Origin of the sequence: Acinetobacter bereziniae LMG 1003 = CIP 70.12, from assembly GCF_000368925.1 — a bacterium.
Taxonomy (GTDB): domain Bacteria; phylum Pseudomonadota; class Gammaproteobacteria; order Pseudomonadales; family Moraxellaceae; genus Acinetobacter; species Acinetobacter bereziniae.
The window spans coordinates 55,282-80,953 of sequence record NZ_KB849754.1 but is presented as its reverse complement, the minus strand read 5'-3'; the positions used below and the strand labels follow the sequence as shown (position 1 = coordinate 80,953).

Annotated in this window: 32 protein-coding genes and 5 pseudogenes; 17 read left to right on the top strand and 20 right to left on the bottom strand. The window is 45.5% G+C overall.

Annotated features, from left to right (window positions below):
* Positions 1-712: 712 nt before the first annotated feature.
* The 3 genes from F938_RS00455 to F938_RS24640 form a co-directional block, all read right to left on the bottom strand.
* Positions 713-1,228: a YkgB family protein gene (locus F938_RS00455; protein WP_005006241.1), complete on the bottom strand. Its 516-nt coding sequence runs from the start codon at positions 1,226-1,228 to the stop codon at positions 713-715.
* Positions 1,229-1,365: 137 nt separating this feature from the next.
* Positions 1,366-1,920: a carboxymuconolactone decarboxylase family protein gene (locus F938_RS00450; protein WP_000088799.1), complete on the bottom strand. Its 555-nt coding sequence runs from the start codon at positions 1,918-1,920 to the stop codon at positions 1,366-1,368.
* 58 nt (positions 1,921-1,978) lie between these two features.
* Positions 1,979-2,140 carry a peptide-methionine (S)-S-oxide reductase gene (locus F938_RS24640; RefSeq protein ID WP_223213851.1) on the bottom strand — a complete coding sequence of 54 codons (162 nt, stop codon included), beginning with the start codon at positions 2,138-2,140 and terminating at the stop codon, positions 1,979-1,981.
* 554 nt (positions 2,141-2,694) lie between these two features.
* Between F938_RS24640 and F938_RS00445 the strand changes: the two genes are divergently transcribed.
* On the top strand, positions 2,695-3,969 hold the full coding sequence (locus tag F938_RS00445) for a hypothetical protein (protein WP_005006246.1): 1,275 nt from the start codon (positions 2,695-2,697) through the stop codon (positions 3,967-3,969).
* Positions 3,970-4,013: 44 nt separating this feature from the next.
* Here the strand turns inward: F938_RS00445 and F938_RS00440 are convergent, their stop codons facing one another.
* Positions 4,014-4,949 (bottom strand): AraC family transcriptional regulator, encoded by a 936-nt coding sequence (locus tag F938_RS00440; RefSeq protein ID WP_005006248.1) that lies wholly within the window; start codon positions 4,947-4,949, stop codon positions 4,014-4,016.
* A 122-nt stretch (positions 4,950-5,071) separates the two neighbouring features.
* On the opposite strand from F938_RS00440, the gene msrA reads away from it, so the two are divergent.
* From msrA to F938_RS00420, 4 genes are all read left to right on the top strand, one after another.
* Positions 5,072-5,560 (top strand): peptide-methionine (S)-S-oxide reductase MsrA, encoded by a 489-nt coding sequence (msrA, locus tag F938_RS00435; RefSeq protein WP_005006250.1) that lies wholly within the window; start codon positions 5,072-5,074, stop codon positions 5,558-5,560.
* Between the two features lie 27 nt (positions 5,561-5,587).
* The gene (locus tag F938_RS00430) at positions 5,588-5,824 is read left to right on the top strand and encodes a glutaredoxin (RefSeq protein ID WP_005006251.1); all 237 of its coding nucleotides are present in this window, start codon (positions 5,588-5,590) and stop codon (positions 5,822-5,824) included.
* A 31-nt stretch (positions 5,825-5,855) separates the two neighbouring features.
* Complete coding sequence (msrB, locus tag F938_RS00425; protein ID WP_005006253.1) at positions 5,856-6,296, top strand: peptide-methionine (R)-S-oxide reductase MsrB; 441 nt, start codon at positions 5,856-5,858, stop codon at positions 6,294-6,296.
* 228 nt (positions 6,297-6,524) lie between these two features.
* The gene (locus F938_RS00420) at positions 6,525-7,187 is read left to right on the top strand and encodes a peptide-methionine (S)-S-oxide reductase MsrA (RefSeq protein WP_005028456.1); all 663 of its coding nucleotides are present in this window, start codon (positions 6,525-6,527) and stop codon (positions 7,185-7,187) included.
* 187 nt (positions 7,188-7,374) lie between these two features.
* Here the strand turns inward: F938_RS00420 and F938_RS00415 are convergent, their stop codons facing one another.
* The 4 genes from F938_RS00415 to F938_RS00400 all read right to left on the bottom strand — a co-directional run bounded on the left by F938_RS00415 (position 7,375) and on the right by F938_RS00400 (position 10,475).
* Positions 7,375-8,346, bottom strand: a complete 972-nt coding sequence (locus tag F938_RS00415; RefSeq protein WP_005028453.1) for a sensor domain-containing diguanylate cyclase — start codon at positions 8,344-8,346, stop codon at positions 7,375-7,377.
* 369 nt (positions 8,347-8,715) lie between these two features.
* Positions 8,716-9,117 (bottom strand): RidA family protein, encoded by a 402-nt coding sequence (locus tag F938_RS00410; RefSeq protein ID WP_005028450.1) that lies wholly within the window; start codon positions 9,115-9,117, stop codon positions 8,716-8,718.
* Positions 9,118-9,202: 85 nt separating this feature from the next.
* On the bottom strand, positions 9,203-9,601 hold the full coding sequence (locus tag F938_RS00405) for a RidA family protein (RefSeq protein ID WP_005028447.1): 399 nt from the start codon (positions 9,599-9,601) through the stop codon (positions 9,203-9,205).
* A gap of 172 nt (positions 9,602-9,773) precedes the next feature.
* Positions 9,774-10,475: an IS1 family transposase gene (locus tag F938_RS00400; protein ID WP_005005861.1), complete on the bottom strand. Its 702-nt coding sequence runs from the start codon at positions 10,473-10,475 to the stop codon at positions 9,774-9,776.
* A gap of 155 nt (positions 10,476-10,630) precedes the next feature.
* On the opposite strand from F938_RS00400, the gene F938_RS24635 reads away from it, so the two are divergent.
* Positions 10,631-11,044: a hypothetical protein gene (locus F938_RS24635; RefSeq protein WP_010591495.1), complete on the top strand. Its 414-nt coding sequence runs from the start codon at positions 10,631-10,633 to the stop codon at positions 11,042-11,044.
* 75 nt (positions 11,045-11,119) lie between these two features.
* Here F938_RS24635 and F938_RS00390 read toward each other — a convergent pair whose 3' ends face one another.
* Positions 11,120-11,548: a hypothetical protein gene (locus tag F938_RS00390; RefSeq protein WP_005006263.1), complete on the bottom strand. Its 429-nt coding sequence runs from the start codon at positions 11,546-11,548 to the stop codon at positions 11,120-11,122.
* Between the two features lie 189 nt (positions 11,549-11,737).
* Between F938_RS00390 and F938_RS00385 the strand changes: the two genes are divergently transcribed.
* A complete protein-coding gene (locus tag F938_RS00385; RefSeq protein ID WP_005006266.1) occupies positions 11,738-12,271 on the top strand; it encodes a hypothetical protein in 534 nt (177 codons plus the stop codon).
* Between the two features lie 38 nt (positions 12,272-12,309).
* Here F938_RS00385 and F938_RS00380 read toward each other — a convergent pair whose 3' ends face one another.
* Positions 12,310-12,951, bottom strand: a complete 642-nt coding sequence (locus tag F938_RS00380; RefSeq protein WP_005028445.1) for an N-acetylmuramoyl-L-alanine amidase family protein — start codon at positions 12,949-12,951, stop codon at positions 12,310-12,312.
* A gap of 158 nt (positions 12,952-13,109) precedes the next feature.
* Between F938_RS00380 and F938_RS00375 the strand changes: the two genes are divergently transcribed.
* Both F938_RS00375 and F938_RS24905 read left to right on the top strand, forming a co-directional pair.
* Positions 13,110-13,862 carry a hypothetical protein gene (locus F938_RS00375; RefSeq protein WP_005006271.1) on the top strand — a complete coding sequence of 251 codons (753 nt, stop codon included), beginning with the start codon at positions 13,110-13,112 and terminating at the stop codon, positions 13,860-13,862.
* 275 nt (positions 13,863-14,137) lie between these two features.
* Positions 14,138-15,130: pseudogene (locus F938_RS24905) on the top strand (site-specific integrase); the annotation flags it as partial.
* 33 nt (positions 15,131-15,163) lie between these two features.
* On the opposite strand, the gene F938_RS00365 reads toward F938_RS24905, so the two are convergent.
* The 8 genes and pseudogenes from F938_RS00365 to merT all read right to left on the bottom strand — a co-directional run bounded on the left by F938_RS00365 (position 15,164) and on the right by merT (position 20,642).
* Positions 15,164-16,239, bottom strand: a protein-coding gene (locus F938_RS00365; RefSeq protein ID WP_098733269.1) for an IS3 family transposase whose coding sequence is annotated in 2 segments (ribosomal slippage) — positions 15,164-15,987 and positions 15,987-16,239 — 1,077 coding nt in all. Because the reading frame shifts where the segments join, the coding sequence is not laid out codon by codon here.
* Positions 16,240-16,311: 72 nt separating this feature from the next.
* Positions 16,312-16,473, bottom strand: a pseudogene (locus F938_RS00355) (IS6 family transposase); the annotation flags it as partial.
* A 64-nt stretch (positions 16,474-16,537) separates the two neighbouring features.
* Positions 16,538-16,699 (bottom strand): annotated as a pseudogene (locus F938_RS00350) (MerR family transcriptional regulator); the annotation flags it as partial.
* Positions 16,696-17,334, bottom strand: coding sequence for an organomercurial lyase MerB (gene merB, locus F938_RS00345; protein ID WP_005028440.1), 639 nt, complete (start codon positions 17,332-17,334; stop codon positions 16,696-16,698). The gene merB (F938_RS00345) and the pseudogene F938_RS00350, both read right to left, overlap by 4 nt.
* 80 nt (positions 17,335-17,414) lie before the next feature.
* Positions 17,415-18,068, bottom strand: a complete 654-nt coding sequence (gene merG / locus F938_RS00340; protein ID WP_005028438.1) for a phenylmercury resistance protein MerG — start codon at positions 18,066-18,068, stop codon at positions 17,415-17,417.
* Positions 18,069-18,103: 35 nt separating this feature from the next.
* On the bottom strand, positions 18,104-19,813 hold the full coding sequence (merA, locus tag F938_RS00335) for a mercury(II) reductase (RefSeq protein WP_005028435.1): 1,710 nt from the start codon (positions 19,811-19,813) through the stop codon (positions 18,104-18,106).
* A gap of 186 nt (positions 19,814-19,999) precedes the next feature.
* On the bottom strand, positions 20,000-20,278 hold the full coding sequence (gene merP, locus F938_RS00330) for a mercury resistance system periplasmic binding protein MerP (protein WP_005028432.1): 279 nt from the start codon (positions 20,276-20,278) through the stop codon (positions 20,000-20,002).
* 13 nt (positions 20,279-20,291) lie between these two features.
* Positions 20,292-20,642 (bottom strand): mercuric ion transporter MerT, encoded by a 351-nt coding sequence (merT, locus tag F938_RS00325; RefSeq protein ID WP_005028429.1) that lies wholly within the window; start codon positions 20,640-20,642, stop codon positions 20,292-20,294.
* A gap of 98 nt (positions 20,643-20,740) precedes the next feature.
* On the opposite strand from merT, the pseudogene merD (F938_RS00320) reads away from it, so the two are divergent.
* From merD (F938_RS00320) to F938_RS00310, 3 genes and pseudogenes are all read left to right on the top strand, one after another.
* Positions 20,741-21,007: pseudogene (gene merD, locus F938_RS00320) on the top strand (mercuric resistance transcriptional repressor MerD); the annotation flags it as partial.
* Entirely contained in the window at positions 21,004-21,240 is a 237-nt protein-coding gene (gene merE / locus F938_RS23520; protein WP_010591735.1) for a broad-spectrum mercury transporter MerE, read from the top strand. The pseudogene merD (F938_RS00320) and the gene merE (F938_RS23520), both read left to right, overlap by 4 nt.
* Before the next feature lie 205 nt (positions 21,241-21,445).
* On the top strand, positions 21,446-22,030 hold the full coding sequence (locus F938_RS00310; RefSeq protein ID WP_228129500.1) for an FAD-dependent oxidoreductase: 585 nt from the start codon (positions 21,446-21,448) through the stop codon (positions 22,028-22,030).
* Positions 22,031-22,238: 208 nt separating this feature from the next.
* On the opposite strand, the gene merR is transcribed toward F938_RS00310, so the two are convergent.
* The gene (gene merR / locus F938_RS00305) at positions 22,239-22,694 is read right to left on the bottom strand and encodes an Hg(II)-responsive transcriptional regulator (protein ID WP_001166626.1); all 456 of its coding nucleotides are present in this window, start codon (positions 22,692-22,694) and stop codon (positions 22,239-22,241) included.
* A gap of 100 nt (positions 22,695-22,794) precedes the next feature.
* Between merR and merB (F938_RS00300) the strand changes: the two genes are divergently transcribed.
* The 4 genes from merB (F938_RS00300) (at position 22,795) to F938_RS23505 (ending at position 24,421) form a co-directional block, all read left to right on the top strand.
* Positions 22,795-23,433 carry an organomercurial lyase MerB gene (merB, locus tag F938_RS00300; RefSeq protein WP_000761850.1) on the top strand — a complete coding sequence of 213 codons (639 nt, stop codon included), beginning with the start codon at positions 22,795-22,797 and terminating at the stop codon, positions 23,431-23,433.
* A 111-nt stretch (positions 23,434-23,544) separates the two neighbouring features.
* A complete protein-coding gene (gene merD / locus F938_RS00295) occupies positions 23,545-23,910 on the top strand; it encodes a mercury resistance co-regulator MerD (protein ID WP_010591789.1) in 366 nt (121 codons plus the stop codon).
* Positions 23,907-24,143, top strand: coding sequence for a broad-spectrum mercury transporter MerE (merE, locus tag F938_RS23515; RefSeq protein ID WP_001087807.1), 237 nt, complete (start codon positions 23,907-23,909; stop codon positions 24,141-24,143). Before merD (F938_RS00295) ends, merE (F938_RS23515) begins: the two co-directional genes overlap by 4 nt.
* A gap of 65 nt (positions 24,144-24,208) precedes the next feature.
* Positions 24,209-24,421, top strand: coding sequence for a DUF3330 domain-containing protein (locus F938_RS23505; protein WP_000993245.1), 213 nt, complete (start codon positions 24,209-24,211; stop codon positions 24,419-24,421).
* A 79-nt stretch (positions 24,422-24,500) separates the two neighbouring features.
* On the opposite strand, the pseudogene F938_RS00290 reads toward F938_RS23505, so the two are convergent.
* Positions 24,501-24,773: pseudogene (locus tag F938_RS00290) on the bottom strand (transposase); the annotation flags it as partial.
* Positions 24,774-24,837: 64 nt separating this feature from the next.
* Between F938_RS00290 and F938_RS00285 the strand changes: the two are divergent.
* Positions 24,838-25,542, top strand: coding sequence for an IS6 family transposase (locus F938_RS00285; RefSeq protein ID WP_005028420.1), 705 nt, complete (start codon positions 24,838-24,840; stop codon positions 25,540-25,542).
* The last annotated feature ends 130 nt before the right edge of the window (positions 25,543-25,672 follow it).

The window sequence follows — 25,672 nt, the reverse complement described above, 5'->3', positions numbered from 1 at the left end:
TTTTTATTTGCGCCGAGTCCTTCGGCGGTAACCATTCATCCATGAATTTTTGTTCAGTGTTTAATTGCACCTTGTGAGTGCGACTTGTTCCAACAAGTCGGGAGAGATAGGAGTTACGTCATTGGTTTAGCAGGACGGGGATAGTTATTTGCGGCAAGTACAGAGTTGTCGCCGCATCCATGCGGCTTTGACAGTTCAGTTGTTCACTCATTGATTCACCTTCTTGATTAATTGCACTTAATTTACCACCACATTGCAACCGCTCCTTACCACGTGTTGCAAATTAATCGCACCACAACTTTCACGGAAAGTACCACTTCGTCGGATCTCGGCTTTGTGCCAAAAGCTGAAATTCACTGAGATTCGACAAAATCGGCGCTTTTCACTGAAAGCGGACATTTCTGACAATCACGGAACTGAGACTCTCGAAAATTTCGAGATATCAACGCATTGCCATAAAGTAAAAAATGAGTGCATTATTCATTTCGGGTTTCAAGAACGCACCGTTTTTCAGACTATATCGATGTGGCCAAAAATAGTTGACCACTACAGTTTTTGAATACTGTATTTTGCCTTTTTAAGACCAATGAAGTGATATTATTTAGTAAGGCACGTACTTGAAGCACTTATAAAAGGTGTTTTAAATGATAAAAATAAAGGGTTTCTAATGTGTTTAGGAACCCTCTAACTTAATAGTTGTTTCGGGTTCGGCTTATTTGGTTTTGTGCTCCAGTGCTGTAAGTGATGTACCTACGATAAATATAGACACGACAAACAAGCCTAAATCTTTTAGCAAAAACTGGCCAGGAACCACAGAGATCGCAGGAAACCCAAGAGATGCCTCAAAAACACCGGGTGTAGTCAGCATGAACGACAATGTCGTAAAAAAGAGTCCGGTTGAAAGTACACCGCCCAAGATTGCGAGCTTAGGGGAGAAAACTCGTGCAGCGATTAACAGGCCAACTGAAATTTCAAGCACACCCAGAAAATTTGAGAATCCTTGAATGCTGAGGAAGCTATACATCCACGAAAGCAGAGGGCTATTACTAACAAAACCATGTATACCGTTTGCTTCGTAGCTAGTGAATTTCATGCCACCAAACCACAAATATATTATCGTCATGGCAACGTAGATGCCACCTATACCAAACTTAGTGATTTTTGCACCGAGATTATTACTAAGGGTATTGGTAGTCTGGACACCATTTTCAATTTCGGGAATAGTCATCTTATATCTCCAATTATTTTTAGCCATGTGGACTCACTCTATGTAGCCCACTAAAATGATATGACTCTTGAGAAAAACTATATGTTTACTCGAGTCGAACCTAACTTAGGTAATTGCTGTAGTTGAGCACCAATGGATTAGACATCAATGCCTAGTGGTTGAACGGCCGGGAAGTCGACCTCGGTCTGTGTCACTTCGTTAACGTAGTTAGTGAAAGTGTTCAGGGCAACAGCCAACAGAATATCCACTACATGTGCATCACTGTAGCCAGCGTTCAGCACCGCTTGGACCTGGTCATTGCTGACTTGCCCGCGCTGGCGGACTACGGCGGCAGCAAAACGCACGGCTGCGTCGGCCTTAGGGTCATTTGATGCACCGCTGCGGTTGGCAGTGAGTTCAGCATCATCAAGCTTGGCCACCTTACGGCCTAGGAAGGAATGGGCAGCAAGGCAATAATCGCAGCCGTTGATCTCAGCGACGGCTAGGGCAATACGCTCAAGAGTCGCTGTACCCAAGCCGCCCTGTGCTGATGCTGCGCTCAATTGCAGGTAGCCAGTCAGCGCAGCAGGGCTGTTGGCAACGACGCGGAACATGTTAGGAACGCGGCCCAGTTGTTTTTCCACAGCCTTGAGTGAGGTATGGGTAGCAGTAGGCGCGGCGTCGATTGTGGTAGGGGTGTTCAAACGTGACATAAATTTCTCCTAGTGATTTGAAAGACAGCACGCTGTATTGGCGTGGAATAAATTGTATTTAAGAAGGTTCTGCTTGATAATCCGTTGCTATCAGACAGCTCATCTTCACGTCTTGCGCAGTCGCCATTTCAGTGCCACTACACATCTTCGTTGACGTTACGCCGTCCTGATTTCTAAGGAGGTCTTCGAGACTCCAAAAACACCCTCCAGCAACGATCACATAATTTATGTTTCATAAAGCCTCGTTGGTTTTTATCTATTTACTGATGTACCTGACTTTACAGCGTGTAAAACAGGTATAACATGTTCAGTAGTTCGTATAATGTGACTTATTAGACAGTTTACGTAGGGGGTATGTATGGATGCAGACTTTGGATATCAGATTTAAAGAGTTGTGAAATTAAGGGTTCACGAAAAAAATGAATGTCTGCAAATATAGGGCAAATTAGATTGTCTATGTCCATATAAATTTCAATGCTTTACATTTTTAAATGTTCAATTGCGTTACTCAGATTCAACTTTTGGTGGCAGATTTATCTTAAACATCAGCCCAGCAATTCGCACGGTAGTACTTTGTTGACTATCCCCTGACAAAGTAACAATTTCTTGCCACAATCAGACTTGAGCACTTTACTTCGCGCCTATGTGCACTGCTTAACGCACCAAGGCTTCTGATGTTCTGATTGACACCAATTACTTCGTTTCCTGCTTGATACTTTGAGATCAACAGGATTGAATAAAGTAAAAGGGGCTATTTAAATATTGAGGGAACAAGTGGCAATAGATTTGAGCATAGAAATCGCACTGCTGTTAGAGCGCTGGCAGGGCATTGTAAACATGATGGCTCAAGTCGCGGAAGTGCCTTGCGTGCTGATTAATCGATTAGATAAAAACGAAATTTGTGTTCAGGCAGTTGGCAGTGTGTCGAAACCAGCTTTTTATTGCGATGAACCTATTCCATTGGCACTAAACAGTTATTGTTCCCAAGTCATTGCCAGTCACCAGCCATTGCTAGTTGAAAATGCAATCGGTACCCGATACGAGAACAATAACCCGACATTTGCCGCAGGCTTTAGTTATTACTACGGGCTGCCTTTGCTTTGGCCTAGCGGAGAAACTTTCGGTACTTTGTGTATGTTGGACCGGGCAAGCGCAGACCGGGCATCACAACACTGTTCCTTACTCACACTCTTTAAGCAGGCTATTGAATATGATTTGCAATTGCTGCAGCAACAACAAGAGCAGCTCAAGCGTGAGCAACAAGCAGACTTAAAATTTATCCAACTTTTCAATGAGATATCCAATAGGATAAAACCGGTAGCGACTAATAAGTTACTTCAATCCGAGTTATTTGTACTGTTGACTAGCCAGTACCAATATTGGCATCAGGAGCTTGAGCTACAGCTTAATCAAACTGTCTTAGCTCATGAAAACTCCATTCATATCGCGGCACTGGTTCGAATTTGGTCAAATTTGTTGGCAATTGCCCATGAAACAGAATGGTTGAGAGCTACAGCTGTCGCTGAACCTTATAGCTGTGAGGCTGAAGCGTCACTGGTTGATGCAACGCCATTATTAGAACAAGCAGTCTATAAAACAGCGTTGACGCTTGGTACTGAACTCGTTTTGAGGAGTCATTTGCCTAACCCACTGTTACTCAGTGGGAGACCTGAGTTATGGTCGCTGATAGGGCTGGCTATCACCAGCTTTTTAGTCATTGGCGCCAGCGGCACCAGTAAAACGGTATTTGTCAGTAGCCGAATAAAAGGTAAACATAGAGTTTTGGAATGGTCCCTCCATGTAAAAGGCCAGACGATGCCACTGCATTTTACCCGTGATAATCAAGCGCTTTATGGTTTTGCTTCCGTATGTGCCGAGCTCGCTGGTGCTGTGTTGGAATCTGGTGAGCAGCAATTAACTGAGAGTATTCATCAACAGAGTAGTTATCTGAACTCGAATCGTGATCACGTCGACGACATTGAAAGCAGGAATGCTTCAAGAACTCGGTTTATCTGCTTATGGATACCGGTGGTGGGAGACGATTTATAAACTCTCAGCGATGAAAGTCGAAGTTGTGTCTTAGATTATCATTTTTACGCCATTTTAGAATTTTCCTTTCTATAAGCACTAGGAGTTACGCCAATTTTTTTCTTAAATAATTTTTGAAAGTGTTCATGTGCCGGATACCCAATGGCTTCACTCACTTCAGGAACAGATTTACCGGTTTCTTTAAGCAGCTGCTTCGCTTTTTCAAGCCGACAATAGGTTAAATAATCAAGAGGTGTCATGCCAGACAGTTTCTTAAACTTAACGCTGTAGTTCGTACGCGACATTCCAGCAATCTCAGCGAGATCGTCAAGACCCCATTTTTTATCGAGACTATGATGGATAGCTTCCAAGGATTTGCTGAGTTGCGGATTTTCGATCAATTTGAAAAATCCTACATTTTTGTTGGATTTGTACATGTGAATTCTTAACGCTTGCACGAAGATAATTTCGGTCAGCTTCCTGACTAGCGTGTTGCTTCCAGGAAGCCCTGATTTTGCTTCCTGCTCTATAATACTTAAAAGCATGGTAAGCCAAGGCGAGTGGGAGTTCTCAGTACTCTTGATATGCACGACGTTTGGCAGCGAATTTAAGAATGGATGATCGGGTCCGCCATCAAAACAAAAATGTCCGCAAACGACGTTTGCTTTGAGCTTGCTCTGATCACCATATTCCAGAACTTGAGTTTCAGTGAGGTTGGCCTTGGATCTAAATTCGACCGCGGGCTCGGCCTTGATTTTTGGTGCACTGGTCATGGTGTGCTCCATCCCTTTGAATAAAATCAAAATATCGCCTTGCTCCGCCAAAGCCTTAAGTTTAAGTTTTGGCACCTCGTACCAAAACTCGCCATGGGTCACGATGTGAAATCTCGCTAGATTCTCTTCCTGCGGGAGACTGATGCCCCAGTCTCCTGCAAATGATGTTCTATACCAGTAGCTACTAGTAAGCTCTACCTTATCTAAAATCTCACTGAGAACATCCATACTTAGCTCCTACGCAAACTGTCTAATAAGTCACATTATACGAACTACTGGGCATGTTATATCTATTATACATGCTGTAAAGTCAGTTTAATCAGTAAATAGATAAAAACCAAGGAGGCTTTATGAAACTAAATTATGTGATCGTTGCCGGAGGGTGTTTTTGGGGTCTTGAAGACCTCCTTAGGAATCTGGACGGCGTGACGTCAACAAAGGTGGGCTACTCTGGCGGAGATTTTGATGATCCTACCTACGCCGATATTAAAACAGGGAAAACGGGTCACGCCGAAGCTGTTCGCGTGGAATACGACCCAGACGAAATATCTCTCGAAGAGATTCTACATTACTTTTTCAAGATCCATGATCCAACTACGAAGAATCGCCAAGGGAATGATGTTGGATCTTCGTATCGCTCTGCTGCGTTCTATCGTGACGATGCCCAGAAAGCGATTATCGAAAACGTGATTGAGGAGGTCAATGAGATCGGTCGCTTCGAGAATGAAGTAGTTACGACCGTCGCCTTGGAAAAAGAATTCTACGACGCTGAGGCATATCATCAAAACTATTTGCAAAGGAATCCCAACGGATACTCTTGCCATTTTGAAAGAGACTAAACCATAAACCAAATGAAAGAGGAAATTATGAAAACACTTAAGAATGTTGTCATCTATACGAAAGACCATTGTCCATTTTGCGCACGCGTAAAGAATTACCTAACTTCTGAAAAGGTTGATTTCAAACAAATTCGCGTAGACGACGATCCGAAGACTTACTTGGAGTTGAAGGAAAGAACAAATCTTCAAACTGTTCCGCAAGTTTTTGTGGATGGAGAATTCATTGGCAGTGCTACAGACTTCTTCTCGTGGATTGATGGCTAAAGAGCAAGCCCTAAAATAAAGGATCAAATATATGTTCAATTGGAAAAGCATTTACAGCTACCTCGATAACGGCACTCCAGCACCTCCCAGAAAAGTTGAAAGGAGCGAGGAAGAGTGGAAAGAAATTCTGACGCCCGCGCAATTTCGGGTTATGCGAATGAAAGGCACCGAACGCCCGCACACGGGAGGACTCTGTTCATTTTATGAAGCAGGTAGATACGCCTGTGTTGGCTGCGACACCGAACTCTTTGACTCGAACCTAAAGTTCGATTCGGGAACGGGATGGCCGAGTTTTTCTGAGCCTGTCGCCGACAACGTAATTCAATATGAACTGGATACGACGTACGGGCGCAGAATCGAAGTGTTATGCAATGTGTGCGAAGCCCATCTGGGGCACGTTTTTCCAGATGGCCCTGAGCCATCAGGGGTCCGATTCTGCATTAACTCTGAGTCATTGAAGTTTGTAGAATAATTTTTAAATTGAGGAGTTTTATGAAAGTGAACCTTTTGGAAAAAGAAGCCGTTGTGTGTTGATCAAGCTGTTCGGTCATAAAGACTGCCATAAAACCAAGATTTACCATTCGTACTTGACAGAAAAAGGGATCCAGTTTGTTTTTTGGATGTTCATGAAGACGACCGTCGGCTGCTGCTGATCTGCGAATGGGAGTGGCTACAATTCTTAAAAAGTTAGGTGAAAAATATGTCGGATCTAAAAATGAATAAAGAAGACGATGTTGAAAGCTATGAATTTGCGACCCCTGAAGCTATCGAAGAAGCATTGAAAACCGGAAAACTTAGTCAAACGGTTTTTGGCACGGGCTGCTTTTGGGGACCGGATTCAAATTTTGGAGGGACGCCGGGAGTAGTGCAAACACGTGTTGGCTACGCTGGAGCATCAACTCTGGATCCGAGTTACCGCAACATCAAGGGACACGCCGAAGTCGTCAGAGTGATCTACGATAAAGACCAAATTAGCTATAGAGAACTTCTTGGAGGTTTTGAGTCATGGTTTGTTCATGTCAGAAAGCAGGGTCAGTATCGCCAGATACTTTTTGTCTTTGATCAGGAGCAAAAACAAGTCACTGAAGAACTGATCCAAGCGATTGGAAAGGATAAGTCTCCCGAGGTGATTGAAGCCGGACAACAAAATGGTTATTTTTGGCCAGCCGAAGATTACCATCAAAAGCATCGTCTTCGCAGAAACAAACAGCTTGTAAGTCTTGCTGAAGTAGATTTCGGTCCTCGCTGGGATGAACATCTGTATTTTACTAAATTGAATAGTACCGACAGAAAAGGCTTCAGTCTTTCAAACTGGTTAAAAAAGTTGTCTCCGCAAATGCAGAAAGCTTACCGAATCGGCTAATCTGAAATTGTGCTGGCTAAAGCACTCTATTTTCGCTACGCAATCAATGTGCCGGCCAACTTTAAATAGAGTCCCACAGTGTACAAAGAAGCTGTGCAAGTGGCATTTTACCGATGTATTTAAACGGACTAATTATTGCCCATATGAGACCAGCTTATCTACCAGTTGTTAGGTGATCCCCCTCAAATTAACAGAACACACTGGTTTGATTGCGGCCTTGGGCTTTAGCTTTGTATAACATCTGATCGGCGGCTTCGAGCAACTGCTTTTTGTCGTTAAATAAATCAGCGCTGGCCAAACCGATGCTGACCGTTAATTGTCGTAATGGCCATTCATGGTTAGCCACTACCAGCCTTAATTTTTCCAGTGTTTTATTGGCCGACACGATGTCTGTGCCTGGCAAGATCAGCACAAACTCTTCACCACCATAACGGGCGAAAAAGTCATAGTTCCTGCTGTTGCGCTGAAACAGACCTGCTACCAGGCTCAGTGCCTGATCACCTTCGGCATGTCCATAGCTGTCGTTAAAACTTTTAAAGTGATCAATATCAATCAGCGCCAACACAAATGACTGGCCTGTTCTTTGCCTGCGAGCAAATTCAGCTTCAAACCTGAGGTCAAATGCTCGTCTGTTGTTTACCCCTGTCAATGCATCTGTCATGCTGGTTTTGTGTAGTTGTTCGCCGACTTTTTTCAGTTCAAGTATGGCGATCACTTGCCTGGACAGAGCCTGTAAAGAGCTTATCTGCCGCTGATTCAGCTGCTTAGGCACATGATCATAGACACAAATTGTACCTATCACTACACCTTCGGGATCAATCAGCGGCGAGCCAGCATAAAATCGGAAGCCAGGCTCAGTAACCACCATCGCATTAGTACTGAATCTGGGATCTAAAGTCGCGTCAGGGACCACCATTACCGCATCAGGTGTTTCCATGGCATACACGCAAAAGGACTCTTTAATTAATACAGAGGTACCTGAAATACCAACTTTGGCAATTAAATTCAGCTTTGTGTCATCGATTCGCGTCACTATAGCCACCGGCACATCGCAGATATAACGCGCCAGTTCAGTGATATCCCGCAGGTTCTGATCTGCTTCAGCAGGATCTTTTAGTGTGGTTTCTGCAATAGCTGTTGGAGCTAAACTAATGGTCATATGCTTCTCCGTTTTTCTGCTGCATTTTTCAAAGATCCTGCATGGAAAAATGAATTAAGCCGTTGATTTAACTCTAGCATAGATCTGTCAGACTTGAAGTTATCCCTGTAGCATTGGTGTTGTTTTGTACAATAGTTACCTGCTTGATTTGAGTTTTAGCTGTGTTTATAAGCTTTTGGCTTTTCCTGTCCTTGCTGATACTGTTAATTGAATTGCTTTGGCCTCCTTCGTTTGTTCTATGACTCCATGGCAGGTTTCGGTCCGGAGGCTTTGAATGTTATTGTTGACTAAGCTTTATCAACCTGGCTATCTAAAGCTAATGCTGCTGATCACTAAACGGTCAACCGATAAAGTAGCTTTATAGTCACCTTATGGAATGATGGCTGTGACCCGTATTTCGATACGCATCTCCGGCAGCCCTAAAGACTCAACTCCCAACTGTGTCCATATTGGAGCCCGGTGAGGCATATAATGGCGATACAGGCTGGTCATTGTCTTGTTCACTATTGGGGGGAAACCGCCAACATGATAGGAGTTAACATGAACAACCTGTTCCCAGCTGGCGCCTGCAGTCGCAAGAGTGCGCTCCACGTTAATAAATGCCTGGGCGATCTCTTCCTCAAGAGAGTTTGGTATCTTTAAATCATCATTCCAGCCACCCTGACCAGATGTTTCGACACAATTGCCAATTTTTAGTGCCTGAGAATAATGCAATGCGTTCAGCAAAGTTTCTCCGTAGCCAGGGGTGATGAAAAGTAACGGTTTTTCCATGGTATTTCTCCGAATGGTAATTTTTCAATTATTTTCTTATCAAAGTGTGAAGCATCTTTTGTAAGCTTTTTCTGGAACAAAAAGTTCAGTTTTTTGCTGGTATACGAGCAATGACCTTGATTTCGAAATCAAAGCCAGACAGCCATGTAACTCCAACTGCGGTCCAATTTGGATATGGAGCCGAAGGAAACATCTTTTGCTTTATCGCCAATACCGTCTCAAACTGCTTTTCAGGGTCGGTGTGAAATGATGTCACATCAACAAGATCACTGAGTGTGCATCCTGCGGCACTTAATGTGGCTTGTAGGTTCTCAAATGCCAGTTCAACCTGACGAGTAAAATCAGGTTCAGGTTTACCATCAGGCAAACTTCCTACTTGGCCGGATACAAACAACAAATCACCTGACTTTATTGCAGCTGAGTAACCGTGTCGTTCATAAAGGTCATTTCTGCCGGCTGGGCTAATTACTTCAGATTGCGTCATGTTAAAACCTCTCTACATTAATATTTGCGATGACAGTAGCTTGTGAAGTTAACAACTTCACAAGCTACTGTGGATTTTGCTATACGCAGCGCATGCAAATAATTGGTGGTGTTTTAAAAAGTATGCTGACATTAAATGAAGCCATGGTGGTGTTTTAAAAAGTATGCTGACATTAAATGAAGCCATTATTGATGTAAAAGAAGGTTAAGTCGAAGGCTTTAAAATGGTTTTCAAGCTTTTTGGAGAAATTGCAACTTCTTCTAAAACCACGCCTTATTCGATGCCTTATTTTGCAATTATTACCTTCAATTCCTACAGTAAACAACTTACCAATACTTTGCTTGCAGTTTTTAAAAGCAGTGATGAAACTGTCCCAATGATCACTTGCAATTCGGGTGTAGTGAATACCTAATTGTTTAAGCTTTGTCTTCAACCTTTGGACTGTAGCTAAATCTCTCTTACCCCAAACATAAGCAACAATCTCACCTGTTTCTCGATGGTAGGCGTAAATAAGCCATTGTTTATTATTTTTATTTCCAACAAAAGTCCAGAATTCATCTACTTCGAGAGATTCATAATGACTTTGTTTAGGCTGAATTTGATAGGCCGATTCAGTTAAAGTCCGTAAGACTTTACCGATACTAATGCGCTCAACTTCAGCGATATCTCGTATACCGCTGCCTCTGACCATTAACTGTAATATTTTACGAGTAATGCCAGAATTACATCCTAGATAGCTCAGAGCATGGTCACCAATAAACTGACGTTTGCAGTCTTTGCATTGGTAGTTTTGTTTCCCATCTACTTTGATGCCATTTTTCTTTATACTGTCACTGAGGCAGGTTGGACATTTGATTTCTAGAGTTATTTGCATTTCTCTATTTTATCAAAATTCAACCTGCTTTTTTTTAGCATACTTTTTGATACACCACCGTTGTTCGATATACCTTTGACGGTTTTCTATCTCCAGAGTACCAACACTATATAGACGAATTCATTGCAGAAAATGAACTGGATGAAGATGTCATTTTGAATATCAGAAATAAAACATCATCAGATATAGGCCTGGTTAATGTTGGCTTTAATCTAAATGGTTGCATCCTTGGCTTAACCCATACGGATGAATGGATGGAACATTTATTCCACTTGGTTAAGTTCATTACTGACAGTGAAAAACGCGAGAAAAGTAGGAACTTTTTGTCTGAACAAGACAAAATCAAGGAACAAAAAGTTTTAGAAAAACAAGCCAAAGAAAAAGAAAGGGAAGTGATGATTCAACAGGTAGAGGATCTCACCAATACCGATGATTTTAAATTATGCAAAACGAAGGGTGAAATATTGTTGTTTTGGGAAAAGAACATTCCTGACCTATACAAAACTCTATCCAGAACTTTTATGGAAACAATGTCTAAGAAATATATCTCTATATTGCGTGGCTCATGAAGTGATACGATATGAGGAAGAACAACGAGTAGTGCATAAATCAGTGTTCTTGAACAACGCAAACAACAATAAATATTAGTACTCAGCATTCACCAAAGTTTTGTATTGAGAATATTTCGTCAAATTTACTGTGTCACGTACTTGGCCATATTGAATACTGCCTAGATCTGAGTAGGTAAGGTTTTTCTTTTGAGATACTGCAACCAATAATTCATAGTTATTTCTTTGATTGAGTTCAATTGCTGAAGCGATATTTTTGTCTTGGCTCACTTGAGAAATAATGCTTTGGATCTCCTTTCTATCTGAAGCAGATACATCCAATGTAGTTAAATAAAATCCGATCGATAGAAATATTGTGGCGGTTAAAGTGAATAGGGATGCACCAGTAAGATAAACGGCGCGTAGAGTTCTATACTTTGTATAAACCACAACTGAAGATATGCAGATTGCCAAACATAGCGCAAGAATAACGGCATGTTGGTCTAGATAATCTGAGAAAAGCATTGTAAAGCCTGAAGCACAAAAACATGTTATATCACTTAGCTACCAAGCCATTTGTAGTATTTGAGACTTATCGTATATATGAAATATAAATAGCAAACCTTTGGTATATACTGAATCGGTTTAAAGTGCTGAAACAATAGGCTTTAGAAATAAAATACTAGTCAAAATGTGAATAATCAGGGGGTACACATGGGGCAAGCTAAGCAAAGAGGTACAGCTCAAGAACGTGCTGAAAGTGCAATTCAAAGTACGATTGATGCAACCTTGGCAAAGATTAAGACCGTACTTGATAGATACTATCAAGACATGCCGAATAACTTCTCGCAAGCTGAAAATTACTTTACTGGATATGTCGCTGCATTTGATATTAAAGATGGGATGGAACTTGAAGGTAAAGAGTCTGAATGGGCTTATGATGGTTTACCTACGCCTACCGCTTTACTCAAACTCGTTGAAACTGAGTTAAACGAAGTGATACGTGAAGATAAAGAGTTTTTGGATGACTTTGATCCTGAAATGTATATTGAAGAACTAGGCGAAAACTTGATGTTCTTCCGCTATATAGGTGCTTCTAGTTTCGATACGCCAGATGATGTTTTGCATAATATTCAAACAGTGTCATTTTGGGCGCCACACTTGGTCATGATTAATGGCGTATGGCATAACACTTATGATGCTGGTGCGGTCAATGATGATGGTGAAACGGTCGGCATAAGATTCTAATTCTAGAGGGGTGCATATTGATTACTGCAGCATGCACCTTATTGGTTTAAACATTGCTGTATCGACTGAGCAATATTTTCAGATATTTTCCAGATTACTTTCTGATTAGATAAGCGATTTGCTTCTTCAGGATTGGCAATCACGCCGATCTCAATTAAAACCGCCGGCTTTTGTGATTTCTTCAGGACCACTAGATTGTCATATTGATATACGCCATTTGAGGTCAAAAGCTTTTTGTTTTCACCTGGTATATTAATGCCATGGTAAGTAGAAGGGCTTTCACCAATTGATTTTAGGTTCTGGCCAATGAGATTGGCGCATTTCAAACTTTTTCCGTATTCTGGATTTTTCTTTGATACAAAAATTGAAAAACCTTTGAGTTGATTCTTGTACTTGGTCAGCTCAGTAGGTATTGAGTCGTGGTGCACCGAAATAAAAAGATTAGCATTAGGGTATCTGGTCGCACGTTGAACCAGTGAGACTTTATCTTCATTCACTGAAGATCTGAGCACTTGGACATGACGCGATTTAAGAAAGTATTCAATAGAATTGACCATGCTAAGGTTGTAAGTGTATTCAGGATAGCCGTTAGCTGCAGTAGATCCAGCTTGTTTTGGTGAATGGCCAACATCAAGTACTACTGAATTTTCAGCAAAGATAGATTGTGTAATGATTGACATTGCTAATATCGATATACATTTTAGCTTTAGCACAATTAAAACCCTTTAAGCTATTATTATGGTTTTAAGTATATTTAATTTAAAAAAAATTAAAAGGTTTAAAAGGTTTTGTTAAAATGGTTTTAAGATGGTTTTAAGATGGTTTTAAAGTACTTATCATGAGAGCTCTAAATACAATTTTGGATATAAAATTTATACATCGACTGTTCACTCAGTTTGTAGAACATCACCCACGACCATTGAGTGTTCACTTCCTGAAAGGCACCTATATAGATGAATTAGAGGGTTATAAGTCTAAATGGCTCGTTCGTTCTATTCAGCGTCTTATTAAAAATTGGGTCCAATTGGGGATGATAGAGGATCTAGGGCGTTCTACTTGTCGCTCATCTAAATATTATAGATTAAGTAAGTATGGTGAGCTGTTCCTTAAAATATATAGAACGAATGCTAATGTTAACTTTTATGACAATCCTAAGTTTAAGATATTAAAAAAAGATATTTCATATCGTTATTTTACCTTTACATATTTTGCAGTTTGCCAAAACAAATCCTTTAAATTGTCAGATCTGCAAAAACTTGGTGACTGCCTGAATTACCACATTCACGGACGTTCTTGGCAGCGTAATATTAATTTGTTCATTGAAGCTGGAATTATTTCATGTGAACGTCAATGTCCATCAGAAAGTTATAATTATCATGTAATCAAAGCATCCATCCATGCATTTGTGAAATCAGAACCCATTGAACGCATTGAGTTTGAAAAAAACTTGCTGAACTTAGGTATCGTGAACAATTATGAAAAATATATAGACTACAATAATTTGCTGTTTCACGTTTTGTTTAGCAAATGGATTAACAGTCCAGTTGACTTTGGATATTTTGTCGATCAAAACTTTTACGGTGCCAGCTAAGCTCACTCAAAACATCTACGGTGTAATACACCGTAAAAAGAATTGCACCTGGTACTTGCCACTAAAAAATGACAGTGAATGACATTTTGAGAGAAAAAAATTGTGGGGTAGTGCCTTTTCTACTCCTTTGAGAATTATAATTATGACAATTCCGATACACCTAACAATAACTTCATATTTTTCTTTCTTGAACTAAGATTCAATAACTTAACTAATTTCTATTTCAATCATAAAATATGATATGTTGACCTTAAGAATAATTCATAAACTTTACTATGTTTGCTTTAAAAACAATTCATTTAGAAAAGAAAGTCTCAAACGAAAATCAAATTATTCTTTTATTTGATTTAGATTCATTCTGTCCATGTATGTACCCTATGCTGTACACCATGAAATTTCTTAGATTTCAAAGTATCTCTACGCAGCATGCAGATTTAATCGCAATAAAATTTTGGTATGAATTTTGGTTTGAAAAGTTTGCCACGTCCTTTTGTGAGTCGTTCTATTCGACATCCTATAATTTTGAGATCATTCAATGTGAAATTGATAATTTCATTGTTTACTTAGAAAATAATAAAAAACTTGAAAGTAATCTTATACGGCTAAGCAATTCAGAACATATTAATTACACAACAATTGGTCATAGAGTTAGATCCTTCTTAAAGTTTTACAACTTCTTGATTAATGAATACTTAAGCATGCAATCACAGCCACAACTTACGTTGAAGGAAATTCAAAAAATTAAAGAAAACTTGAATAAATATATGACAATAAAGAAAAAAATTATAAATAATTTTTCAAAAGCCAATAAGACAATTAAAAGTGAGATAAATCATAATTTTAAGAGCATGAATCAGGAAATGATTAAAGGATTGTATTCAGTCATTTCACCAAGTAACTCTAATAAATACAATGAATTAAATCCTTTTAGATCTAAAAATGTACAACTCAGAAACTTTCTGATCATACATCTCATGCTCAACTATGGTCTTAGAATTGGTGAGCTTATGCTACTAACAACCAACTCTATTAAAAAATCAATTCAGAATCATAGTTTTAGTTTAATTATTACAAATACAGATGATGAGTTCGATGATCGATCAAAAAAGCCAAAAATCAAAAATGAATATTCGTACCGAGTAATTAAACTGCAGGAACGAGACTACAGAATTCTTCAAATCTATATAAATGAAATCCGAAAAGAAATTCCTTCACATATCTTATTTACATCCTTAAAGCCTCCCTATTCTGCTTTAAGTTATGGTAATCCTCCCATAAATAACCGAAGTTAAAAGTAGAGGTTAAGCAGCCCTTAGAGGTGGCTTTCCTTTGTTAGCTTGATGTGGTCTTTCATGGTTGTAATGCCACAACCAGTTTGTTGCATAATCTTGTACTTCTTCCAGTGTGTCAAATAGATGCTTGCTTAGCCAGCTATAACGTATAGTCCGATTATAACGTTCAATATACGCATTCTGCTGTGGCTTACCTGGTTGAATATATTCAATACGAATACCGTGCTCAGTAGCCCAGCGTACAAATTCATGACTGATAAACTCCGGGCCATTGTCACACCGAATAACTAACGGCTTTTCTCGCCACTCCAGCAACTGATTCAACGTACGAATAACTCGGATTGTAGGTAATGAGAATCCTGCTTCAATCGCTAAGCCTTCTCGACGGTAGTCATCAATCACATTTAATAATCGGAACTTTCGACCATCGATCAGCTGATCATGCATAAAATCTAATGACCAGACCTGATTTTCTCGGATTGGTTCTTTCAATGGTTCAGGCGCGTGCCGTTTTAGTCTTCTTCTCGGTTTAATACGCAGATTTAGTGCCAACTCACAGTAAATGCGGTAAACCCGCTTGTGATTCCAGCAGTGATTCTCAACATGTCGTAAATATGAGAAGCACAGACCAAATCCCCAATCGGAATTTGCCTCAGTGAGTTCAATGAGCTGTTTAGCAATTAATGCATTGTCATCGCAAAGTTTAGCCTGATAACGGTAGCAGGTTTCACTAATGCCAAATGCAGAGCAAGCTAAACGGATACTAACCGCATGCAGGGCAACGGCTTGTTGAGCCATCTGACGTCGGCAAGATGGCTTCACCACTTTTTTGACATTGCTTCCTGAACAATCTCTGCCTTTAATCGCTCTTCAGCATACATTTTTTTTAGTCTGGTATTTTCTGCTTCCAGCTCTTTCAGTCGAGCCATCAATGAGGTATCCATACCGCCATATCTGGCACGCCATTTATAAAACGTGGCATTACTCATGCCATGTTCACGACAAAGGGTGGCTACAGGTGTGCCAGACTCCGCCTGTTTTAAAATGGACATGATCTGGCTGTCAGTAAATTTAGATGTTTTCATGCAGAATCTCCTGCTCGTATCTTAAGAGAAAATTCTACTTTTAGATCCTTTTATTTTTAGGGGGGATTACCCATAACGCTGAACCCAACGATAAATTGTGGTGTGGTCAACATTCACACCCCGTTCAGCGAGCATTTCTTGAAGTTCACGATAGCTGATGCCATATTTACAATACCAACGAACAGCCCAAAGAATGATTTCACCTTGAAAGTGCCGACCATGGAAGGGATTCATCTGCTGTATCTCGAAATAAATAAGATATTTAGCTTATCATGTCAGCCTATTTGCAACAGTGCCCGCGCAGGAAACGCAACCGTTCCAGTGTTTTGGCATCGAAAACGTTGTAGCCACCTTCGGTTCGCCAGGCGGGATGCAACAACCCGCGCATCAAGTAGTCGCGCACAACATGCACGCTTACGCCTGCATCTTCAGCAAGCTTCGAAATCGAGTAGGCATTCATGCCGTGTTTCGCTCGCTGTCTTCTAACAGCTTATGCGCGATCAGATGTCCGAGACCGAATGCATTCTCGACAGGCACGAGCTCTATCCCCGGGTGCGTCGAAGCCCATGCATTTGCAACAGAAGGCGATGCAAAAAAATGCACATGACAGCAAAAGGAACAGCGAATGTCGGGTGAAGCATCCGGAGTTCGCAGTGAAACCATTGCTTCTGCCGGTTCGACATGAAGCACTGCTTCTGGCGCAACTGTGAGCGTAATCGGCCTGCCGGTGGCAGCACAGCGCGACGTGACACGGGCTGTTTTGCCAATCAAAGCGGGAAACATCAAGGTGTCGAGCGCACACCAGGTGTATAAACGGCGGCCATCCACTTCAAAAACGTGAGGGGTTTCGCGTAGCGTCAGGCCCAGTCCAATGATATTGGCCTCGTCGTCATATTCCGTACCAGGTGCCTGCTCAAGTACCGTTGCAACTCTCGCTCCAGACCATCCGAGTGCGCCGGCGAGCTTTTCGCGTGATACAGGTCCCCCCATCGCTAGCTGTCGGAGCAGCGCGACAAAGAGCGTTGCGAACTCTTTAGGATGATTGCCAGATGAAAGGCTTTCGGCAATCTTTTTGGAATAAATAGTCTTGTCCATTTTCCACCTGTTATATCGGGCAGCGATCAACCGAGATAAACCTTACTCGGCGGTTACGTCCTGCGCTTAAAAAAGACGAATTACTTTGTGCCTTGCCGGCGTTGCCATTCCTCGGCCAGCAGCTGGGCTTGCTGTAACTGTTCGGGCTTCATTTGAGCTGCATAGTCTGCAACGACTTTTGCTGCTGTCGGTTCTCCCGACGCTGCGGCCAGACTCATCCACTGGTATGCCTGCACCTGGTCGGGCGCGATGTCGGTAAGACCCTTTGCAAACAGCTGGGCCAGCCTGACTTGAGCCTGCGTGTGTCCCTGCTCGGCAGCGAGGCGGTACCACTTGAAAGCCTCTGCATCGTTGGCAGGAGCCGCACGCCCATTCTTATACATACCGTCGACTTCACTTCCGTAGAGGCGCCCGAGGTTGAACTGTGCATCGGCTTCACCCTGCTCGGCCGCCCTGCGGAACCACTGGATCGATGCCGCGTGGTTTTGCTTTACGCCCATACCGCATTTGTAGGCAAGACCCATGATGTTCTGAGCCATGGCATCGCCAGCCCTGGCCTTCTTTTCCCAATCACTGACGGTCTCTGGCGACAATGTTTCAATCGCGGCGCCGAGCTTAGAAAAATCATAAGCCGCCAGCGCATTGTTTGGCATGCCTAACGTTGCGGTACTCGCCAGCAGGATGGTTAGGGAAGCACGTGCGCAACGTGCTGTCAGTCTGATGTCGCAAAACATAAAAGCTCCTCTGTCGCTGTTTTCGTGCCCAAGGTTTAGCCGGCACAGCACGATAGCTGTGTCACATCTTTCGAGAAAGTCTGCGCCACCAGTTTGAGACCTTCAACCATGGTGAGGTAGGGGAAAAGTTGGTTGGCGAGATCTTGGACGGTCATGCGGGCACGGATCGCAATTGCGGCAGTCTGGATGATCTCGCCTGCTTCCGGTGTCACAGCCTGAACCCCAAGAATGCGTCCAGATCCAACCTCAGCGACAAGCTTGATAAAGCCGCGCGTGTCGAAGTTGGCGAGTGCACGCGGCACATTGTCGAGCGTGAGCGTACGGCTTTCGGTTTGCAGACCAATGCGCTGGGCCTCTGCTTCACTGTAGCCTACCGTGGCAACTTGCGGATCGGTGAACACGACTGCCGGCATGGCGTCGAGATCGAGCTTTACGTCGCCGCCGGTCATATTAATGCCAGCCCGGGTACCAGCCGCGGCTGCAACGTAGACGTACTGAGGCTGGTCAGTGCAGTCGCCAGCTGCGTAAATGTTCGAAGCACTCGTGCGCATGCCTTGATCGATCAGGATGCGATGTTGCGAGTCAAACGTCACACCTGCGCGCTCGAGATTCAGGCTTGCGGTATTTGGCGTGCGGCCGGTGGCAACAAGCAATTGATCCACCTTTAACTCGCCCTGCGCGGTCGTCAGGATGAATTGGCGGTCGCAATAGGTCACGGCACTCGCCTGCGTCTGTGTCAGCACCGTGATGCCTTCCGCACGGAAAGCTGCAGTCACGGCCTCGCCAATGGCAGGGTCGTCACTGGCAAACAAGGTGCGCCGGGCCAGGACCGTCACCTCGCTGCCCAAGCGCGCAAACGCTTGTGCCAGTTCCAGTGCTACGACCGAGGCGCCAATTACTGCCAGCCGTTTAGGAATGGCTTCGCTAACCAGGGCTTCGGTGGACGTCCAATATGGCGTTCCTGCAAGACCAGGCAACGGCGGGATGGCAGCGCTTGCACCAGTGGCAATGAGACAGCGATCGAAGGCCACTTCGCGAGTGTCACCTTCTGCCGCTTCCACGATAAGCGTTTGGCCATCCTTGAATCGGGCGCTGCCTCGCACCAGATTGATCGACGGATTGCTTTCGAGGATGCTTTCATATTTAGCATGACGCAGCTCGTCCACACGGGCCTGCTGTTGCGCCAGCAGACGGTCACGCAGGACAACTGGGGGCGTTGCCGACAGTCCCACGTCAAAAGGACTTTCACGGCGCAGATGAGCGATATGGGCTGCCCGAATCATGATCTTGGAGGGAACGCAACCCACGTTGACGCAGGTGCCGCCGATAGTCCCGCGCTCGATCAGCGTGACCCGGGCACCGTTTTCCGCCGCTTTGAGCGCAGCCGCCACAGCGGCTCCGCCGCTACCGATAACCGCCACATGTAACTGACCGGCCAGCTCCTCCACCGCGCGGTCACCGCTCAGCCACTGGGCGGCTCTGCCAAGAAGTCCTGGCCGTTCAGCACTGCGCCTTTTGCTTTCCACTTCGTCTGCAGGCTTAGCACGATAACCAAGTGCCCCCACTGCCGTCACGAGTGCCGATACGTCAAGCCTATTGCCCGTGACCTGCGCCCTGTTCGCCGGATAATCGACAGACGCTCGTATCACGCCGGGAACCGCCAGCAGCGCGTCCTCAACGTGCTTTGTGCAACTTGGGCAAGTCATGCCCGCCACGCTCAGACCAACTTCGTTTAATTCTTGCATTTTGCTCTCTCTTTCATCCGTTATGCCCAAGCCGAGTCGTACAACGCCTCGGTAACTGGATCAGTTTTTCGCATCAGCGAACAGGCTCCGTACGTCATTTACAGGTTGTGCACGGAATGACTGACAGTAGAATCGCCAGAACAACATCTCTATCTGGCTCTGGCGACGCCGCCGTCATTTGATGCCTTATTTCTTCAGTTCAGAAGGGTAGCCCACGTCCGTCGTCGCCTTGTTCAATGCCTGGACGCTGGTTTTCGCATCGTCGAACGTCACAACAGCCAGCTTGGTTGCGTAGTCGACCTCGATCTTGCTAACGCCCTCTACCTTGCTCAGCGCCTTCTTCACGGTGATAGGGCAAGTCGCGCAGGACATTCCGGGAACGGACAACGTGACCGTCTGCGTGGCGGCCCAGGCAGGGACAGCGAAGGTAGCGGCAAGGGCAAGAGCGGTAAGCAGTTTTTTCATGATTTTTCCTCAATTAGTAGAACAGGGGCATTACATACGGGAACGTTAGTGCAACGACAACTAGCGCAGCCACAATCCAAAAGATGACTTTGTACGACGTCTTGGCTTGTGGGGCAGCGCATACATCGCCAGGCTCGCATGCTTGCGTAGTCCGGAAGATGCGGCGGTAGGCAAAGAACATTGCTATCAATGCCGCACCGAGAAAGATGGGGCGGTAAGGATCCAATGCCGCCAAGTTACTCATCCAAGCGCCGCTGAATCCCAACATGACCAACACCAACGGCCCCAGGCAGCAGGCCGACGCAAGAATGGCGGCCAGCCCACCAGCAAACAGGGCGCCGCGGCCTTTTTGCGGCTCAGACATAAATTCTCCTTTGCAAGATCCATCGAAAACATGATCGTACGTCCGGAGCTAAGTACGGAGTCAAGGACTTTGGAAAAACAGCGGCGGGTTCCGCCTGGCCCGTGGCGTGCACCCCTGGCGGCTACGGCCTGTTCGACGATGCTGCCTTGCAACGGCTGTGCTTCGTACGGGCGGCCTTCGAGGCGGGTATCGGCCTGGATGCGTTGGCGCAGCTGTGCCGGGCGCTGGATGCTGCGGACTCCGAGGAAGCGGCCGCGCAGCTTGCCGTGCTGCGCCAGCTCGTCGAGCGCCGCCGCCAAGCGCTGGCGAACCTGGAAGCCCAGTTGACTGAATTGGCGCATGGCGCGTCGGCGCTTCCTGTATGAATAGTCAGGAGCGCATTCCCCCCGACACACCCAAGCCGCTCAGCGGCTACCTTTGGGGCGCGCTTGCGGTGCTCACATGTCCCTGCCACCTGCCGGTGCTCGCCGTTGTACTCCCCGGCACAGGGGGCAGCTGGCTCCTCGGAAAGCATCGGGTCATCGCGGCAGTCGCCCTGACGGGGCTGTTCATCCTGTCCTTGGCACGAGGGATCCGCGCTTTCAGGCGAAGTGCCTGATCATCGCCGGGCAGGACCGAAGTGACTGCCTTGCAACGGTTACAGAGCCAGGTTGAGCGCTCCAAGCCAGGTATTGCAGCAGTGCTGCCTTCGATGGACCAGTCGGTGGCGGCAACTTTGCACGCTTTAGAAAGTCCGAGTGGTCGTGTGCTTCGCATCCTGGCGTTCCGCGGAACGCACCTATTTTATCGAATTAGGAGAGTGAATGATGAAACGATACAACCTTGTGATTATTGGCACCGGGACGGCAGCGATGGTCGCCGCGATGCGTGTGCGGGCTGCCGGATGGAGTGTTGCGGTGATTGATTTCCGCCCCTTTGGTGGCACGTGCGCACTGCGCGGGTGCGATCCCAAAAAAATGCTCGTAGGCGGCGCCACCGCGGCGGACCACGCCCGTCGCATGCATGGCAAAGGCATTGCCGGCGAGACCCGTATCGACTGGCCGGCCCTGATCGCCAAAGATGGTCGTAGATTCAGCCCTGACTACATGCTGATCATTAATGATGCTGAAAATAGTGAAATGTACTATCAATGCTTAATTGAGCCTAAAGGTGGTCATTTGCTTGAAAAGGATACTTGGAAAGAGGAAGTATTGATTAGTTTGGATGATGAAAGCCAAATTGTTTTTGATGCAGATCAAGATGATTCACAAAACTATGTTGAGTTCTTAAATGAAGTTAAAGAGCATGGTTATAAGGAAGTTAAATGTTTAGGCTTCAAATTCTACAATACCGAACCACGATCTGAATCAGATTTTGCTATTGATTTTCACAATAGGATGCCGAGTTAATCTAGGTTTCTCACTGTAACCTGCTGATTATTATCTTTTTGTGAAGTTGCTACATAATATTGTTTTTAAGATCATTGAATAAAAAAGCCAGCTCTATACTGGCTTTTTTATTGCTTAAAATTATATTCCGATGCTTGGTCAAAACTGCAAGTATGCAGTCTTGACCAGGCATCTAGGGGTCGTCTCAGAATTCGGAAAATAAAGCACGCTAAGGCGTAGTCACCCCGTGACTCCCCCGCGCCGATGCAGCGAGCTTCGTTCCGTCTTGCAGTGACGCAATCAGCGGGCAGGAAACGTTCCCTTTCCGCGCATGGCAGGCGCACATCAGTTCAGACAGCACGGCCTCCATGCGTGCCAAGTCGGCCATCTTCTCGCGCACATCCTTGAGCTTGTGCTCGGCCAGGCCGCTGGCTTCCTCGCAATGGGTGCCATCCTCCAGCCGCAGTAGCTCGGCGATTTCGTCCAGGCTAAAGCCCAGCCGCTGGGCCGATTTCACGAACCGCACTCGTGTTACATCCGCCTCGCCATAGCGGCGAATGCTGCCATAGGGCTTGTCTGGCTCCGGCAGCAGGCCCTTGCGCTGGTAGAACCGGATGGTCTCCACATTGACCCCGGCCGCCTTGGCAAAAACGCCAATGGTCAGATTCTCAAAATTAATTTGCATATCGCTTGACTCCGTACATGAGTACGGAAGTAAGGTTACGCTATCCAATTCAGGATGTCAAACAATTGTCCTGCTGCGCAGGATGAAAGGAGATGGAACCATGAAGCTCGCCCCATATATTTTAGAACGTCTCACTTCGGTCAATCGTACCAATGGTACTGCGGATCTCTTGGTCCCGCTACTGCGGGAACTCGCCAAGGGGCGTCCGGTTTCACGAACGACACTTGCCGGGATTCTCGACTGGCCCGCTGAGCGAGTGGCCGCCGTACTCGAACAGGCCACCAGTACCGAATATGACAAAGATGGGAACATCATCGGCTACGGCCTCACCTTGCGCGAGACTTCGTATGTCTTTGAAATTGACGACCGCCGTCTGTATGCCTGGTGCGCGCTGGACACCTTGATATTTCCGGCGCTGATCGGCCGTACAGCTCGCGTCTCATCGCATTGCGCTGCAACCGGAGCACCCGTTTCACTCACGGTTTCACCCAGCGAGATACAGGCTGTCGAACCTGCCGGCATGGCGGTGTCCTTGGTATTGCCGCAGGAAGCAGCCGACGTTCGTCAGTCCTTCTGTTGCCATGTACATTTCTTTGCATCTGTCCCGACGGCGGAAGACTGGGCCTCCAAGCATCAAGGATTGGAAGGATTGGCGATCGTCAGTGTCCACGAGGCTTTCGGCTTGGGCCAGGAGTTTAATCGACATCTGTTGCAGACCATGTCATCTAGGACACCGTGATCGGATATCGACCCAATGTTCTACGGCACCGGCATCGGATTCGCAGCGCGCGGATTGAACTCGGCGAAACGGTATATGCATTGCCGTGAACCGACCAAAAGGAGGTGTTCGATGAACGCCTACACGGTGTCCCGGCTGGCCCTTGATGCCGGGGTGAGCGTGCATATCGTGCGCGACTACCTGCTGCGCGGATTGCTGCGGCCAGTCGCCTGCACCACGGGTGGCTACGGCCTGTTCGATGACGCCGCCTTGCAGCGACTGTGCTTCGTGCGGGCCGCCTTCGAGGCGGGCATCGGCCTCGGCGCATTGGCGCGGCTGTGCCGGGCGCTGGATGCTGCGGACGGTGACGGTGCGTCTGCGCAGCTTGCCGTGTTGCGGCAACTCGTCGAGCGTCGGCGCGAGGCCCTGGCCAGCCTCGAAATGCAACTGGCCGCCATGCCAACCGAACCGGCACAGCACGCGGAGAGTCTGCCATGAACAGCCCAGAGCACTTGCCGTCTGAGACGCACAAACCGATCACCGGCTACTTGTGGGGCGCGCTGGCCGTGCTCACCTGTCCCTGCCATTTGCCGATTCTCGCCATTGTGCTAGCCGGCACGACGGCCGGCGCGTTCATCGGGGAGCACTGGGGTATTGCAGCCCTCACGCTGACCGGCTTGTTTGTCCTGTCTGTGACGCGGCTGCTGCGGGCCTTCAAGGGAAGATCATGACCGCTTCCCAGCCAGCCGAGAGTGGGCAGCTTTGAGCTTCGCTACCAATCTGGAGGAGTACCACCATGAACGCAAACGCCCCGAACACTGCCAGTTGCACCACCTGCTGCGTATGCTGCAAAGAAATTCCGCTCGATGCCGCCTTCACCCCGGAAGGCGCGGAATACGTCGAACATTTCTGCGGGCTGGATTGCTATGAACGCTTCCAGGCACGCGCCAAGGCCGCGACAGAATCTGACATTGCGCCTGTCCCTGGCGGTTCGCAGCCGTCAGATTGAAGCATTCTTCAAATTAACATAGGGACTGGCTTTGTTGCATAAAGGTTTGAAAGATAGAGCGATCCTAATTGAGCCAAATTCAAGTGACAACTTGGGTGTGAGGGCGCCCCAATTCTGTGAATTTGTTCAAGACGGCTACGCGTGCATGAATCTCATTCACCTGACTAGGAAAACTCCTTGCTGTTAATTTATCGCCTAATAATTTGATGCAATGCATCTTGGTTTCCACCAAACTTCGACGATGATAACCAGACCACTTTTTCCAAAGTGACCTTCCTAGCAGTTTGACTGTTTTCAATAACTCATTTCGTTCTATAGACCTGACTTGCTGATCTTTCCAAGGCTTTGCATTCGGCACTGTTGCAAATAGGCTGACATGATAAGCTAAATATCTTATTTATTTCGAGATACAGCAGATGAATCCCTTCCACGGTCGGCACTTTCAAGGTGAAATCATTCTTTGGGCTGTTCGTTGGTATTGTAAATATGGCATCAGCTATCGTGAACTTCAGGAAATGCTGGCCGAACGTGGAGTGAATGTTGATCACACCACAATTTATCGCTGGGTTCAGCGTTATGCTCCAGAAATGGAAAAACGTTTACGTTGGTATTGGCGTAATCCTACAGATCGACATTTATGGCATCTGGATGAAACTTACGTAAAAGTGAATGGCAAATGGGCATATCTATACCGTGCAGTTGACCAACGTGGCCATACTCTTGATTTCTATCTTTCTGCTAGACGAAATACCCATTCAGCTTATTGTTTTCTTGGAAAAATTTTAAATAATGTGAAGAAGTGGCAAATTCCACAAGTGATCAACACGGATAAAGCACCCACATATGGACGTGCTTTATCACGGTTAAAACGGGAAGGTAAATGTCCACCAGACCTTGAGCACAGGCAGATTAAGTATAAAAATAACGTGATTGAATGTGATCATGGCAAGCTAAAGCGGATCATCAGGGCCACATTAGGATTCAAATCTATGAAGACGGCTTATGCCACAATTAAAGGTATTGAAGTCATGCGTGCACTACGTAAAGGACAAGCATCGTCATTTTATTATGGTCAGCCTCAGGGTGAAGTGTGTCTAATCAACAGGGTTTTCGGTCTCTAAGTACTTTTTAAAGGGAACATCATCGACTCAAATCTCTATTTGCAACAGTGCCCTCTAATCTTAACTTCAATTAAATGCTCAAATAAAAGAGTAATTATAAATGAGTCCTTGCGATTTAAGTTATTCATCG